14 protein-coding genes are annotated in these 14,995 nt (G+C 71.6%); 10 read left to right on the top strand and 4 right to left on the bottom strand.

What is annotated here, in order from left to right; genetic code table 11:
• Window positions 1-33: 33 nt before the first annotated feature.
• Window positions 34-522: a hypothetical protein gene (locus HCN51_RS33030; RefSeq protein ID WP_168014903.1), complete on the bottom strand. Its 489-nt coding sequence runs from the start codon at window positions 520-522 to the stop codon at window positions 34-36.
• 398 nt (window positions 523-920) lie between these two features.
• Here HCN51_RS33030 and HCN51_RS33025 point away from each other — a divergent pair, with 398 nt between their 5' ends.
• The 8 genes from HCN51_RS33025 (at window position 921) to HCN51_RS32990 (ending at window position 9,198) form a co-directional block, all read left to right on the top strand.
• A complete protein-coding gene (locus HCN51_RS33025; protein WP_168014901.1) occupies window positions 921-2,024 on the top strand; it encodes a trypsin-like serine peptidase in 1,104 nt (367 codons plus the stop codon).
• A gap of 157 nt (window positions 2,025-2,181) precedes the next feature.
• On the top strand, window positions 2,182-2,922 hold the full coding sequence (locus HCN51_RS33020; protein WP_168014899.1) for a response regulator transcription factor: 741 nt from the start codon (window positions 2,182-2,184) through the stop codon (window positions 2,920-2,922).
• Between the two features lie 2 nt (window positions 2,923-2,924).
• Window positions 2,925-4,343 (top strand): sensor histidine kinase, encoded by a 1,419-nt coding sequence (locus HCN51_RS33015; protein WP_240973486.1) that lies wholly within the window; start codon window positions 2,925-2,927, stop codon window positions 4,341-4,343.
• Between the two features lie 141 nt (window positions 4,344-4,484).
• Window positions 4,485-5,102 carry an NADPH-dependent FMN reductase gene (locus HCN51_RS33010; RefSeq protein WP_168014895.1) on the top strand — a complete coding sequence of 206 codons (618 nt, stop codon included), beginning with the start codon at window positions 4,485-4,487 and terminating at the stop codon, window positions 5,100-5,102.
• Window positions 5,103-5,116: 14 nt separating this feature from the next.
• Window positions 5,117-6,088 (top strand): ATP-binding cassette domain-containing protein, encoded by a 972-nt coding sequence (locus HCN51_RS33005; protein WP_080044514.1) that lies wholly within the window; start codon window positions 5,117-5,119, stop codon window positions 6,086-6,088.
• A 58-nt stretch (window positions 6,089-6,146) separates the two neighbouring features.
• Window positions 6,147-6,986, top strand: a complete 840-nt coding sequence (locus tag HCN51_RS33000) for an ABC transporter permease (protein ID WP_168014893.1) — start codon at window positions 6,147-6,149, stop codon at window positions 6,984-6,986.
• Between the two features lie 37 nt (window positions 6,987-7,023).
• Window positions 7,024-7,626, top strand: coding sequence for a YdcF family protein (locus HCN51_RS32995; RefSeq protein WP_168014891.1), 603 nt, complete (start codon window positions 7,024-7,026; stop codon window positions 7,624-7,626).
• A 51-nt stretch (window positions 7,627-7,677) separates the two neighbouring features.
• Complete coding sequence (locus tag HCN51_RS32990) at window positions 7,678-9,198, top strand: RICIN domain-containing protein (protein ID WP_168014889.1); 1,521 nt, start codon at window positions 7,678-7,680, stop codon at window positions 9,196-9,198.
• A gap of 6 nt (window positions 9,199-9,204) precedes the next feature.
• On the opposite strand, the gene HCN51_RS32985 is transcribed toward HCN51_RS32990, so the two are convergent.
• Genes HCN51_RS32985 through HCN51_RS32975 form a run of 3 tightly spaced genes read right to left on the bottom strand, consistent with a single transcriptional unit; the run spans window position 9,205 to window position 12,195 of the window.
• Window positions 9,205-9,456: a hypothetical protein gene (locus HCN51_RS32985; protein ID WP_155128912.1), complete on the bottom strand. Its 252-nt coding sequence runs from the start codon at window positions 9,454-9,456 to the stop codon at window positions 9,205-9,207.
• Between the two features lie 41 nt (window positions 9,457-9,497).
• Entirely contained in the window at window positions 9,498-10,955 is a 1,458-nt protein-coding gene (locus HCN51_RS32980; RefSeq protein ID WP_168014887.1) for an ATP-binding protein, read from the bottom strand.
• 43 nt (window positions 10,956-10,998) lie between these two features.
• Window positions 10,999-12,195, bottom strand: a complete 1,197-nt coding sequence (locus HCN51_RS32975) for a cytochrome P450 (protein WP_168014885.1) — start codon at window positions 12,193-12,195, stop codon at window positions 10,999-11,001.
• 219 nt (window positions 12,196-12,414) lie between these two features.
• Between HCN51_RS32975 and HCN51_RS32970 the strand changes: the two genes are divergently transcribed.
• Both HCN51_RS32970 and HCN51_RS32965 read left to right on the top strand, forming a co-directional pair.
• Window positions 12,415-13,899: an FAD-dependent monooxygenase gene (locus tag HCN51_RS32970; RefSeq protein ID WP_346433875.1), complete on the top strand. Its 1,485-nt coding sequence runs from the start codon at window positions 12,415-12,417 to the stop codon at window positions 13,897-13,899.
• Between the two features lie 142 nt (window positions 13,900-14,041).
• Window positions 14,042-14,995 (top strand): NAD-dependent epimerase/dehydratase family protein, encoded by a 954-nt coding sequence (locus HCN51_RS32965; protein WP_168014881.1) that lies wholly within the window; start codon window positions 14,042-14,044, stop codon window positions 14,993-14,995.

Raw genomic sequence — 14,995 nt, 5'->3', positions numbered from 1 at the left:
AGGAGGTGGGCCGGGTCGCCCACCTCCTGTCGGCTACTTGCGGCCGTCGTGACGGCGGTCGTCGCGCTCCTGCTTCTTCGGCGCGACGACGGTGAAGTCGGCCGTGGCGGTCTTGTTGCCGACCTTGACGGTGACGGTCTTGGTGCCCGCCCGCGTCCTCGACGGGACGGTGAGCTGCTTGGTGGCGCGGCCGTCCGAGAGGGAGACCCGGTAGCTCTTGCCCTCGGGGCTGGTGACGACGGCGGTGCCGGAGGACAGGCCCCGGACGAGGATCGTCACGCCGTAGGAGGAGCCGGCGCGCACGCGGCTCGGGTTGACGGCCACCTTGAGGGAGATCGCCTGGCGCCTTGCGTCCTTGTGCTTGTCGTCCTTGCGCACCTGCTGGGCCGGCTCCGCGTGCGGGGCCTTGGCGGTGGGGGCGGGCTGCGGCCGGGCGCCGTCCGCGAGGGCGGAGCCGGCGAAGGGCAGGGCGATGAGGGCCGCGCCGGCGATGGTCACGGTGAAGGGCTTGGCGAAGCGCACTGGTGATGATTCCAATCCTGGACGGACCTGGCCGAACCTCTTAATTCAGCCCCGAAGGTCATCCACGCCCAGCACTCTGCCGACCGAACCTGAGAAAGCCCTGTCACGAGCTTATGAATCAGGTAAGCGCAGCTCGGAGACCTAGTGATCTGCAACACATAGGTTCTCACATGCTTTTCTCAGCTTTTTATCGGATTTTTCATCAGGTTCCATCCCCGCCTTGCGAAACGCGTCCCTCAAGACGATCTTCCCGGTGATCACGGGAAGATCACGGGAGCCTGTGTGCCAGCTAAATCCGGACAAAGGGGACATAAAGGCGCAGTCAAGAGGGATACGTTCCTGCCCCATAGACGCACCGAACGCTCAGCGCGTTCCCGCGACGAACAAGGAGAAATCCCTTGAAGATCAAGCACACCCTCGCCCCCATCGGCGGCGGGCTCGCCGCGGCGGCCCTGCTCGGCGCCTCGCTGGCCGGCTCCGCGCAGGCGACGGCCAACCCGCACTGGAAGTCGTCCGAGAGCGTCAGCGCCGCCAACGCCAAGGCGATCGCCCAGTTCTGGTTCGAGAACAACGGAGCCGCGCTCGAAGCCGCCACCTACGTCGAGGAGGACACGACCAAGGTCGACAAGCTGAAGTCCACCGGCACCGCCACCGCCGACACCAAGGCGGGCTCGGTCGCGCCGACCGGCACCACCACCTCCACCTCCAAGTCGAAGAACGTCAACCTGCCGAAGACCATCGGCAAGGTCTTCTTCGTCGACCAGGACGGCGAGAAGCACTGGTGCTCGGCCTCGTCGATCCAGGGCAAGTACGCCAACCTCGTGGCCACCGCCGGCCACTGCGTGTACGACACCGCCAACGACGAGCAGCTCATGGACAACTGGGTCTTCGTGCCCGGCTACTACCAGGGCAAGGCCCCGTGGGGCATCTACGTCGGCAAGCAGGCGTTCGTCCACTACGACTACAGCGTCTATGAGGACTACGACCGTGACTACGCGTTCGTCTCCGTCTACAACGGCGTGACGATCTCGAAGGACACCGACTCCAAGCGGCACCGCGGCTCGATCGAGGTCGAGGACGCCGGCCGACTGGGCGACAACGTCGGCGGCCAGGGCATCGCCTGGAACCAGCCGCTGAAGAAGGCGCACTACGTCTTCGGCTACCCGCAGGCCGCGCACCCCGACGGCAACAAGCCGTTCACGGGTGTGACGCCGAAGTGGTGCTACGGCACGACCACGGCCAAGACCGTGGGCTCGGCCGCCAAGAAGATCGAGGAGCACGTCGGCCTGAAGTGCTCCATGACCGCCGGCGCGGACGGCGGCCCGTGGCTGCTCAAGTACAACAGCTCCAAGCGGGTCGGCTACCTCAACGGCGTCACGAGCAGCTTCTACGACCAGGACGAGAACGACCGCGTGGACTACATCAGCTCGCCGTACTTCGACGGCGAGACCTACAGCGTCTACACGGCCGCCGCCGCGGTCTGGTCCGGGAAGCTGGTGTAACGGACAAGGGAAGGGGGATGGGCTCTGGGTAGCTCCGACTGCGTCTTAAAGGGATAGGAAGGGCCCGGCCGCGTGCCGGGCCCTTCCGCGCAGCTCACAGAGTATTCACAGGCAGTCCTTCATCAAACACTCATCCAGGGACGCCATCGTCACGACCATGCACACGACCAGCGCGAATTACCGGTCCGAGCCCGTGCGCCGGCCCGACGGCAGCTCGATCAACATCCTCGTCGTGGACGACGAGCCGTCCCTGACGGAGCTTCTGTCGATGGTCATGCGCCAGGAGTCCTGGGACGTCCGCTGCGCGTACAACGGCAGCGAGGCCATCAGGGCCGCCCGCGGGTTCCGCCCCGACGCGATCGTCCTCGACATCATGCTGCCCGACATGGACGGCATCGAGCTCCTGCCCCGGCTGCGCGCGGTGCTGCCGGGCGTGCCGATCCTGTTCCTGACCGCGCGGGACTCGGTGCAGGACCGGCTGATCGGCCTGCGCGCGGGCGCCGACGACTACGTCACCAAGCCGTTCAGCCTGGAGGAGGTCGTCATCAGGCTGCGCGGCCTGCTGCGCCGCTCCGGCGCCGCGCACACCAGACCCGACGCCGCCCTCGTCGTCGGCGACCTCACCCTCGACCAGGAGACCCACGAGGTGCGGCGGGCCGGCAAGGAGATCCGGCTCACGCCGACCGAGTTCGAGCTGCTGCGCTTCCTCATGCACAACCCGGGACGGGTGCTCAGCAAGGCGCAGATCCTCGACCGGGTGTGGGCCTACGACTTCGGCGGCCAGAGCAACGTGGTCGAGCTGTACATCTCCTACCTGCGCCGCAAGATCGACGCCCAGCGCAAGCCCATGATCCACACGGTGCGCGGAGTGGGGTACACGCTGCGGCCCGCCGGATGACCATGTCGCTGGAGACGAAGCTCGTGGTCTCCTCGATCGCGCTGCTGGCCGTCGTCTCGGCCGTCATCGCGACCGCGACGACCCTGCTCCTCCAGGACTTCCTCACCGACCGGCTCGACGTCCAGGTGTACTCCGCCGCCCACCGCTCCACCCGTACGGCCGGGCCGAGCAGCCCGCCCCCGTCGGCCGGGGAGGTGTCGTTCCTGCTCACCCCCGGGCAGGCGATGGAGACGTTCGGCGCGCGGGTGCGGCAGGGCGTGATCCGCCGGGCCGCCGTGCTCACCGACCCCGGGTCCGTCCAGGACGTGCCCGCGCCGCCCGCCGTCGCCGCCGTCACCGGCCAGCCCGTGACCGTCAACCTGGGGCCGCTCGGCGACTACCGGATGGTCGGCGCGCCCACCAGGGACGGCGACACGCTCGTCGTCGGGCTGCCGCTCACCGGCATGCGCACCACGCTGACCAGGCTCATCGTCGTGGAAGCCGCCGTGACCCTCGCCGGGGTCGCGCTGATGGCGATCGCGTGCACGCTGCTCGTCCGCCGGGCCGTCCGCCCGCTCGGCCGGCTCGCCGCCACCGCCGCCCGCGTGTCGGAGCTGCCCCTCGCCACCGGCGACGCCGTCCGGCTGGCCAGGGTGCCCGACGTGGACACCGACCCGCGTACCGAGGTCGGGCAGGTCGGCGGCGCGTTCAACCGGATGCTCGGGCACGTCGAGACGGCCTTCGCCGTCCGGCACGAGAGCGAGACGCGGCTGCGGCAGTTCATCGCCGACGCCAGCCACGAGCTGCGCACCCCGCTCGCCTCGATCGTCGGCTACGCGCAGCTCACCGGCCGCAGCGGCGAGCCGCACGGCCCCCAGACGGCGCACGCGCTCGGCCGCATCCGCTCCGAGGCCGGCCGCATGACCACGCTCGTCGAGGACCTGCTGCTGCTCGCCCGGCTGGACGCCGGCCGCCCCCTGGACCGGCTCGAACTGGACCTCTCGCCGCTCGTGGTCAACGCCATCAGCGACGCGTACGCCGCCGCGCCCGGCCACCGCTGGCTCGTCAGCCTGCCCGACCAGCCCGCCCTCGTCGTCGGCGACGCCGACCGCCTGCACCAGGTCGTCACCAACCTGCTCGCCAACGCCCGCACCCACACCCCGCCCGGCACCACCGTCACCACCACCGTGCTGCTGGCCCCCGGCCAGGTGAGCGTGCGGGTGGCCGACGACGGGCCCGGCATCCCGCCCGACGTGCTGCCGCACGTGTTCGGCCGGTTCGCGCGGGGCGACGGCTCGCGCTCGCGGCTGGCCGGGGGCAGCGGGCTCGGCCTGGCCATCGTCTCGGCGGTCGCGGCGGCGCACGACGGGCGGGTGGAGGTGACCAGCGAGCCGGGCAACACCGTCTTCACCCTGCACCTGCCTGCCCTGCCTGCCCTGTAGCTGCCTGCCCTGTAGCTGCCTGCCCTGTAGCTGCCTGCCCTGTAGCTGCCTGCCCTGCACCTCCCGCCCTGCACCTGCCCGCCCCGCTAGATCCGATCTAGCGGGCGATCTAGCGCCTCCTTCTGTGAAGGGGGTGACACCATGACGACCACGGAACCGTTGCACGTCGCGGTGATCATCGGCAGCACCCGCGCGGGCCGCGTCTGCGACACGGTCGGCGCCTGGTTCACCGGCCACGCCCGCCGCCGCGACGACCTCGCCGTCGAGGTGGTGGACCTGGCCGCCTACGCCTTCCCCGCCTGCTACCCGCAGCGCAGCACGCCGTCCATGCGCGAGTGGGCCGATGCCGTCTCCGGCGCGGACGCCTTCGTCGTCGTCACCCCCGAGTACCACCGCAGCTTCCCCGCCTCTCTCAAGCAGGCGATCGACTTCGCCTATGACGAGTGGCAGGCCAAGCCCGTCGGCATCGTCGCCTACGGCTCCGGCTCGTGCGGCCACTACGCCGTCGAGCAGCTCCGCACCGTCTTCACCGCCCTGCACGCCGTCACCATGCGCGACTGGGTCGGCCTCGACCTGCTCGGCACGGGCACCGACCTTCTCGGCGTGGGCATCGACCCGCTCGGCCCGGGCATCGACGGCGCGAGCGGCCGCCCCCTCGACACCGACGACCGCCTGCGCGCCGTCGCCGTCCTGCTCGACCAGCTCACCTGGTGGGGGCGCACGCTGCGCGCGGGACGCCGCACCCAGCCCTACGTCTGATGAAGGGACCATCCATGTCAGAACCGGCCATCCACACCTCCGGCCTGGTCAAGGTCTTCGGCGACACGCGCGCCGTGGACGGCCTCGACCTGTCCGTGCCGGCCGGCGCCGTGTACGGGGTGCTCGGGCCCAACGGCGCGGGCAAGACGACCGCCGTACGCATGCTCGCCACGCTCCTGCGTCCCGACGGCGGCGAGGCGACCGTCTTCGGGCACGACGTGGTGCGCGAGGCCGACGCCGTACGCTCCCGGGTCAGCCTGACCGGCCAGTACGCTTCCGTGGACGAGGAGATGACCGGCTCCGAGAACCTCGTCCTGCTGGCCCGCCTCCTCGGCCACCGCAAACCGGCGGCCCGCGAGCGGGCGGCCGAGCTGCTGGAGGCGTTCGGGCTGACGGAGGCGGCGGGGCGGCAGGTCAAGACGTACTCGGGGGGCATGCGGCGGCGCATCGACATCGCGGCCAGCATCCTCAACACCCCCGACCTGCTCTTCCTGGACGAGCCCACCACCGGCCTCGATCCGCGCAGCCGCAATCAGGTCTGGGACATCGTCCGCGTCGTCGTCGCCCACGGCACCACCGTCCTGCTCACCACCCAGTACCTGGAGGAGGCCGACCGGCTCGCGCAGCGCATCGCCGTCATCGACCACGGCAGGGTCATCGCCGAGGGCACGCCCGGCGAGCTGAAGTCGTCCGTCGGCTCGGGCTCCGTCCACGTCCGCCTCCGCGACGCCTCCGCCCGCCCCGAGGCCGCGCGCCTGCTCGCCGAGACCCTGGACACGCCCGTCCACCTGGAGGCGGACCCGGTGGCGCTGACCGCCCGCGTCACCGGCGCCGGCGACGAGTCCGCCCAGGCCGCCCGCGCGCTCGGCCGCCTGGCCGAGGCCGGCATCGTCGTCGACGACTTCTCCCTCGGCCAGCCCAGCCTGGACGAGGTCTTCCTCGCCCTCACCGACCACCCCGCCACCCCTGAGGAGGCCGCGGCATGACCACCGTCACCTCTACCACCGCCACCATCGCGACCACCGTCACCGAGGAGACCGCGGCATGAGCACCACCACCGCTGAGACCACCTACTCCCCCGCCACCGAAACCCTCGCCTCGGTCCTCGCCCCGGCCGCCAGACCCCCGCGCCCCAGCGCCTGGTCGGCCTCGATGACGTTCGGCTGGCGCGCCATGCTGAAGATCAAACACGTCCCCGAGCAGCTCTTCGACGTGACGGCGTTCCCGATCATGATGACGCTGATGTTCACGTACCTCTTCGGCGGCGCCCTGGCCGGCTCCCCCACCGAGTACCTGCAGTTCCTGCTGCCCGGCATCATGGTGACGAGCGTCGTGATGATCACCATGTACACGGGCGTAGAGGTCAACAAGGACATCGAAAAGGGGGTCTTCGACCGCTTCCGCACCCTGCCCATCTGGCGCCCGTCCACGATGGTCGGCTACCTGCTCGGCGACGTGCTGCGTTACTTCATGGCCTCCACCGTCATCCTCCTGATCGGCCTCCTCCTCGGCTTCCGCCCCCAGGGCGGCTTCACCGGCGTCGTGCTGGGGATCGCCCTGCTGCTGGTGTTCTCCTTCGCGTTCTCCTGGGTGTGGACGATGTTCGGCCTGCTCATGCGCAACGAGAAGTCGGTGATGGGCGTCAGCATGCTCGTCATGATGCCCCTCACCTTCCTCAGCAACGTCTACGTCGACCCCTCCACCATGCCCGGCTGGCTCCAGGTCTTCGTCAACGCCAGCCCCATCTCCCACCTGGTCACCTCGGTCCGCTCGCTGATGGGCGGCACCCCGGACCTGGGCGAGATCACGTGGGTCCTGGTGTCGTCAGCAGTCCTGGTGGCCGTCTTCGGCACCCTGACGATGCGCCTCTACAACCGCAAGTGATGGCCCCTCAGGCCGCGCTGTTCTACGCTGATGTCGGATGACCGACGGCCTGACTCCCGATCGAATGCGCACGATCACCGCGTTCGTCGACATCGAGGCGCCTCCTCCCGAGGGGGAGCCCACTGCGCTCGTGCTCTTCGGCACCAACCGGATCCGGCCGGCCGAGATCGCGGCGGAGCTCCACCACCGGGGGCTGGCGCCGCTGATCATCTGTACGGGCGGGATCAACCGCCACAACGGGATCAACGAGGCGCGCACCTTCCACCGGTTCCTCCTCGATCACGGCGTGCCCGACGGCGCGATCCGCTGCGAGGACCGCTCCGCCAACACCTGGCAGAACGTCCTGTACGCGGAGCCGTTCCTCCGTGAGGCGCTGGACGCGGGGCTGGTGATCACGGCGGTCTGCAAGTGGTACCACCGCCGTGCCGTGCACATCCTCAAGACGCTCGTTCCCGCCATCGGCGCCTTCCACGTCATCACCTGGGAGCCGATGCTCGCGGGGCGGGCGGTGACGCGCGCGGACTGGCCGCTGGTCCCCGGAGGCAGCCGGCGGGTGGTGCGCGAGTGGGAGGAGGTCTCGCGGCGGGTCGCCGAAGGCAGCCTTGCGGAGGTGCGGCTCGTCCAGGGGGCCTGGCACTGAACGCGCACCCTCCGTTAGCATCCATAACCCACAGTGGCATGCGGAGGGCGGATGCGGCGCAGGCACGTACGCGAGCTGGCCCTGGAGATCACCCTGGCCGGCGGCCTCACCGCCCTGCTCACCACGGGCGCGGGCATCTTCATCAACTTCGCCACCGACGGCGAGCCCGAGCTGAACCCCGCTCACGTCCCGCCCGCCCTGCTCTTCTCCTGCCTGGCCTGCGCGGTCCCGCTCCTGCGCGACTACGTCAAAGCGCGGCGGGCGGGGGCGGCCGATCCGTTCGCGGCGGGAGATCTGGAGGCGTACAAGGGGCTGTTGAAGAAGCTGCGGGAGGACGCGGGCGGGCCGCGTTTCGCGGAGCTGGAGCGGCGGGCCGCCGAGCTGGGGCTGGAGGTCGGGCGGGCGGAGCTGGAGCTGGTCACGCAGAAGGACAAGGGCACGCGCTGGCTGCTCGACGCCGGGCGGGCCGAGCCCATCATCCGCGCCTTCCTCGCGGTGCACGACGTGCGCGATGCCGCCGTGGTCGATGCGTGGCTGGCGGCGTACCGGGGGCTGGTCGATCCGCCGCCGCCGGTGCCCAGGCGCGCCGTCAGGTTGATGGCGTTCGTGACCGTGGTGGTCGTGCTCGCGACGGGCGGTTTCATGGGGTACGTGTCGTACGCGGAGGAGCGCATCCGGGGCTCGCTCCACCGGCCGAACCAGGTCGTCCTCTCCCAGTACGCCCCCGGCCGGTACCTGGCGGTGACCGGGTCGGAGACCGCTCCCCCGCGCGCGAAGCTCGGCCCGTCGGTGATCAGCAAGAGCCCCGCCGCGATGTACCGGTGGGACCTCGTCCCGGACAAGGACGACGGCTCCTACCTGTACCGGCTCCGCAACCGGCAGAGCCGCCGCTGCCTGACCCCCGAGGCCCGCGACCGCACCGAGGGCGGTTACCTCACCGACGCCGCCTGCGACGACTCGGCGGAGCAGCTCTGGCGGCTCACCGGCGACGGCGGCATCGCGCAGGGCGGGCTGTGCGTCGAGCCCGACCGGGGCTCCATCGACGAGGGCGCCCCGCTGGTCCTGCGCACCTGCACCGCGGGCAGGCCCGCGCAGCGCTGGCTGGCCACCGATCGCATGCCGTCCGGGTTCGGCAGCTCGGTCGCCAGCGCGCAGAACGGGGTCTGCCTGGACGCCGCCGCCGGCATGCCGGAGCTGATCACCTGGGGCTGTCACGGCCGGGCCAACCAGTCCTTCAGCTACCGGCGCGACACCCGGGGCGACTACGAGATGAAGGTCATGGGGACCTGCCTGGGCGTCTCCCCCGCACCACGCCGGCCCGTCCGCGGGCCCTGCACCGGCGGCCCCGGCCAGCTCTGGCGCCTCACCTACCGCTCACCCAAGAACGACTGGCTGTACTGGGAGATCAAGCACGCCGCCACCGGCCTGTGCCTGCAGCTGGAGCCCGACTTCGCCACGCTGTCCATGAGCCCCTGCACCTGGTCGAACGTCCAGCAGTGGCGCACCCCCGAGTGGCTGCGACCGCCGGACACGCCCGTCCACCCGGCCGTCAGCCTGCGCGACCCGCACTGAACAGCGTCAGTTCACGTACGCCCACAAGTCGTAGGTGTAGTAGCCCGGGTAGGTCTGCGGGTAGTGGGTGCTGCACCACCAGGTCTGCCAGCGGCCGGTCTGCTGACCCGACTGGCCGAAGGCGATGCAGGTGTCGTACGGCAGGTAGCTGTAGACCATCTTGAGCTCGGACGCGGCATGCGCCGGGGTGGTCGTGGCCACGGCAGGCGCCAGGGCGGTGACCGCGAGCAGGGCTAAGGCGGTGACTTTGCGACGCACCAGTTCTCCCCTCGTGAAGGGCCGGATGGCGTGGAATGCGATCACCGTGCATTGGACGACGCGGCCCGCCACCCCCGCAAGATCGACCTTGTCGGGGCCCGGGCGAGCAGCGTGAACGCCTCGGAGCCGATGAAAGGTTCATGGCGGATGTCCACACCGTGGACACCGGTGCTCACAGGCGCCAGGTGATCTTCTCCTGGGGCTGGTAGCGGCAGGTGGAGCCGGTCGAGACGGAGGCGCGCAGGTGGGCGGCCAGCTCCGGGTGGGCGTGGTCGAGCTTGCGGAGCGTGTCGCGGATGCGGGCCGTGACGGTCTTGCGGGCGCGCTCCGCCTCGTCGCCCAGCCTGCGCGTACGGCCGGCCAGGCCCGCCGGCCAGGTCGCTGGGCGGCAGCCGCCCGGCGAGCGCGGGCGAGCCGCGGACGGCGGTGACGACGGCGGCGTGCCGGTCGCGCGGGTCGTCGAGGGAGTCGTAGAGCGTCTCGCGGACGAGGTCGTGCGCGAACGCGAACACGCCGCCGCCCTTCGTCACGATCAGCTTGGCCACCACCGCCAGCTCCAGCAGCCGGTCGACGTGCGCGACGGGCGCCCCGATGGCGGCGGCGAGCACCTGGCGGTGGAACTCGCGCCCCAGCACCGCCGCCGCGGGCAGCAGCTCGGCCACCTGGCGCGGCAGCAGCGACAGGCGCCGCAGCAGGGCGTCGCGCACGCCGGGGGCGACGGCGCCGGCCGAGCCGCCGCTGCGCCACAGCCGGGAGGTCTGCTCGACGAAGAACGGGTTGCCGCCCGTGCGGACGTGCACCTCGTCCACCAGGTCGGGCGGCGGGTCGTGGCCGGCGGTGCGGGCCATGAGCGCGGCCACGCCCGCGCGGTCGAGGCCGGTGAGCGTGATCGTGGTGGCCTTGGCCACGAGCGGCGACAGCAGGTCGCGCAGCGGGTGCTCGACCGGCTCCACCTCGGCGTCGCGGTAGGTGCCGATGAGCAGCAGCCGCTCGAACCACGTCTGCCGGGCCGCGAACTCCAGCAGCCGCAGCGAGGCCGGGTCGGCGGCGTGCAGGTCGTCGATGACGACGACGACCGGGCGCCGCTGCGCGATCGTGACCAGCGTGGAGGTGACCGCGTCGAACACCCGGAAGGCGTCTGATGGCTCGGGGGTGGCGCGGGCCTCGCCCAGGAGGGTCGTCAGGCTGCCGCCGGCCGCCTCCTCCGCCGCCCACTCCTCCGGCTCGGCGGTGCGCCGCAGTGCCCGGATGACCTGCACCCACGGCCAGTAGCCCGGCGCCCCGCCGGCGTCCCAGCAGGCGCCGGCCACCACCAGGGCGCCGCGCCGCCTGGCCTCGCCCACGGTGCTGGTGACGAGCGTGGTCTTGCCGATGCCGGCCTCTCCGGTGACCAGCACCAGGCCGCCGTGGCTGTCGATGAGCCGGGTGATCTCGGCACGCAGCAGCGCGGCGGGGTGCTCCCTGCCGATGAGCTCGTGGGCCGCGGCGTCGCTAGGCATGACGCTTGCACGCTAGCCAACGGGGCCGACATTTTCCCAGGGGCTACCAGGTCACCTCCAGGGAGCTGAGCCCGTACACGACGGAGGAGGAGCGGAAGCGCGGCTCGGCGTCGGCGACGCGCAGGCCGGGGAAGCGCCTGAGCAGGGCGGGGAAGGCGATGCGCAGCTCCATGCGGGCCAGCGGGGCGCCCAGGCAGTGGTGGACGCCGTGGCCGAAGGCGAGGTGGCCGGGGGCGCCGCGGCCGAGGTCGAAGGAGTCGGCGTCGGGCAGGAAGGAGGGGTCGCGGTTGGCGGCGGGCAGGGTGACGAGCACCTGCTCCCCTTCCTTGATCTGCTGGCCGCCGATCTCGGTGTCGCGGGTGGCGACCTTGGTGGTGCCGGAGTTGACGATGCTGAGCCAGCGCAGCAGCTCCTCGACGGCGGCGTCGATCCGCTCCGGCTCCTTGCGCAGCAGGTCGAGCTGCTCGGGGTGGCGCAGCAGGGCGAGCGTGCCGAGGGAGAGCATGTTGGAGGTGGTCTCGTGCCCGGCGAAGAGGAGCAGCCCGCCGATCCCGACGAGCTCGTCGGTGGACAGGTCGTCGCCGTGCTCGCGCACGAGCATGCCGAGCAGCTCCTCGCCCGGGTCGGCCTGGATGCGGGCGATCAGGCTCTCCATGTACGCGCGCTGCTCGAACTGCAGCATCATCCGCTGCTCGCCCGGCAGCGTCATGTCGAGCATCTTCGCGGTGCGCTGCTGGAAGGTCTCGCGGTCCTCGTACGGGACGCCGAGCAGCTCGCAGATCACCAGCGACGGGACCGGCAGCGCGAACGCCGGCACCAGGTCGGCGGGCGCCCCGGCGGCCTCCAGCGCGTCCAGGTGGTCCTCGACGATGCGCCGGATGCGCGGCTCCAGCCGGTTGATGCGACGGATGGTGAACTCGGGCGTGAGCATCCGGCGCAGCCGCGTGTGCTCGGGCGGGTCCACGCCCAGCAGGTTGCCGGCGCGTACCTTGGCGAGCTGCTCCTCGGTCATGGGCGGCGCTCCGGGCAGCCGCGCGATGTTCGTCGGGGCGATCTTGAACCGCTCGGCGTCGCCGAGAACCTCTCGCACGTCGGCGTAGCGGGTCACCAGCCAGGCTTCGGTGCCGAACGCCGTCGTGACCCGTTTGACCCGATCCTGGTCCCGCGCGGCGGCCAGCTCCGGTGCCGGATGGAACTCCACCCGCCGCATGTGCAACGGCATCGTCGAGGTCTCGCTCATATGCAACCCCTGGGAGATCGTCAATTTTTGGTAGCACCGTACTGAGCCGGGCGACCGTCCACCAGGTGAGATCATCAATCGTTGCGAGCTCGTACCATGGCGATGTCCGCATCGCGATCACCGGGCCGCCCGCGTACGCACGGGGCCTGCTTGACGGTGGGCGAACGGCGCCAGGAATATACCTGTTCCATGAATTCGGTAAGGCAAGTTCCTGACGCCGTGCCCGTACTGATCGCCGGAGGCGGGCCCGTGGGCCTGGCGACGGCCGTGGAGCTGGCCCATCACGGCGTGCGGTGCCTGGTGGTGGAGCCGCGTGAGACGGTGTCGTGGCTGCGCCCGCGCGCGAAGACCACCTCGGCCCGCTCGATGGAGCTGCTGCGCAGGTGGGGGCTGGCGGAGACGCTGCGGTCGCGCGCGCCGCTGGCGGTGTCGTGGTCGGACGAGGCGGTGTTCGTCACGGGGCTGCTCGGGCGGGAGATCACCCGCATCGGCGGCTGCTTCGGCCTCGACCTGGTCGGCTCCGACCTGGCGGCCGAGCCCGGCCAGCAGGTGCCGCAGCCGCTGGTTGAGGAGGTGCTGCGGGAGGCCGTCGGCGACGCGCTGCTGACCGGCTGGCAGGTGGCCGGCCTCCAGGAGGACGCCGACGGGGTGACCGTCCGGATCATCTCCGGCGACGAGGAGCGCGAGGTACGCGCCCGGTACGTCGTCGGCTGCGACGGCCCGCGCAGCGTCACCAGGGCCGCCATCGGCTCCAAGTACGAGGGCCGCCAGGACGCCCGCCCCAACTTCAACGTCGTCTTCCGCGCCCCCGGCCTGGCCGAGCGCATGCCGCACGGGCCCGCCGTGCACTACTGGGTGCTGAACCCGGCCCAGCCCGGCATGCTCGGCCGCCTCGACCTGAAGGACACCTGGTGGTGCATCGCCCAGGGTGTGCGCGCCGAGGACGCCGACCCCGTCCAACTGATCAGGAACCTCGCCGGCGCCGACATCGACGTGGAGATCCTGGCCACCGATCCGTGGACGGCGCGGATGCTGCTCGCCGACCGCTACGCCACCGACCGGGTCTTCCTGGCCGGCGACGCCGCGCACCAGAACCCGCCCTACGGAGGTCACGGATTCAACACGGGCATAGGCGACGCGGTCAACATCGGCTGGAAGCTGGCCGCCGTGCTGCACGGGTGGGCGCCCGCGAGCCTGCTGGCCACGTACGAGAGCGAGCGCCGCCCCGTCGCCGCCGACACCATCGAGGAGGCCGCCAGGAACATGGCCACCCTCGCCCCCGAGCTCGCCGACCCGGCGCTGATGGGCGACGACGCCGAGTTCGAGAAGGTGCGGCCGGCGGTGGCGGAGGCGGTGCTGCGCACCAAGGACAGCGAGTTCCACAGCCTGGACCTGGTGCTGGGCTACACCTACGCCGGCTCCTCGATCGTCTCCTCCGGCGCCGGGGAGCGGCTGCCGCACCGGTGGCTGGCTCCCGGGGAGTCCCTGTACGACCGGCTGGGCCCCGCGTTCAGCCTCGTCGGCGACCAGCGCTCGCCCGGGGCGGCCGTGGTGGTGGCGGAGGCGGCGGAGCTGGGGGTGCCGTTGCGGGTGGTCGACCTGCCGGGCGAGCCGCTGGCGCTGGTCCGGCCCGACCAGCATGTGGCCTGGCGCGGCGGCGACCCGTCGGGCGCCGTGCGGATGGCGCTCGGCCACCCGCGCTGACCCTGCCGGGCGCGGGCGCCGAGACCCCGCACGCGTGGATCAGCGTGGGCGACGTGCTGCTCGTGGCCGGCATCGCCGGTTGGTCGTCACCGGCGTGCGGGCGCCCGCGCGCGGCTGAAGCGGGGAGGTCTACGCTGCTTCCATGCGGGTCGTAGTCATCGGTGGTAGTGGACATATCGGTACGTACCTCATCCCGCGCCTCGTCGGCGCCGGGCACGAGGTGATCAACGTGAGCCGGGGGAAGCGGGAGCCGTACACGCCCCACGGCGCCTGGCAGCAGGTCACCACGGTCGTCGCCGACCGGGAGGCCGAGGAGGCCGACGGGAGCTTCGGGCGGCGGATCGCCGAGCTGGGCGGTGAGGTGGTCATCGACCTCATCTGCTTCAAGGAGGACAGCGCCCGCGCGATCGCCGACGCGCTCGCCGGCCGGGTGCGGCACTTCCTGCACTGCGGGACGATCTGGGTGCACGGGCCGAGCGCGCAGGTGCCCACGACCGAGACCGCGCGCCGGGCGCCGTTCGGCGAGTACGGCATCCAGAAGGCGGCCATCGAGGCCCACCTGCTCGACCGGGCCCAGCGCGACGGGTTCCCGGTCACGATCATCCATCCGGGGCACATCACCGGGCCGGGGTGGGTGCCGGTGAACCCGGCCGGGAACGTGAACCCGGAGGTGTTCCAGAAGCTCGCCGAGGGGAGCGAGGTCGCGCTGCCCAACCTGGGCATGGAGACCGTGCAGCACGTGCACGCCGACGACGTGGCGCGGCTGTTCGTGGACGCCATGGCGAGCCGGTCGGCGGCCGTCGGGGAGAGCTTCCACTCGGTCGCCGCCACCGCCCTGACGTTGCGCGGGTTCGCCGAGGCGGTGGCGGGGTGGTTCGGCAGGCAGGCGCGGCTGACGTTCCTGCCGTGGGAGGAGTGGCGGGGCACGGTGTCGGAGTTCGACGCCCAGCTCACCTACGATCACATCCTGCACAGCCCGCACTGCAGCATGGAGAAGGCGGAGCGGCTGCTGGGGCACCGGCCCCGGTACACCTCGCTGGAGGCCGTCTCCGAGGCGGTCGACTGGCTGGTGCGGGCCGGAACGATCAAACCCTGA

Origin of the sequence: Nonomuraea composti, from assembly GCF_012034275.1 — a bacterium.
Taxonomy (GTDB): domain Bacteria; phylum Actinomycetota; class Actinomycetes; order Streptosporangiales; family Streptosporangiaceae; genus Nonomuraea; species Nonomuraea composti.
This window is presented reverse-complemented; position numbering and strand designations above follow the sequence as displayed.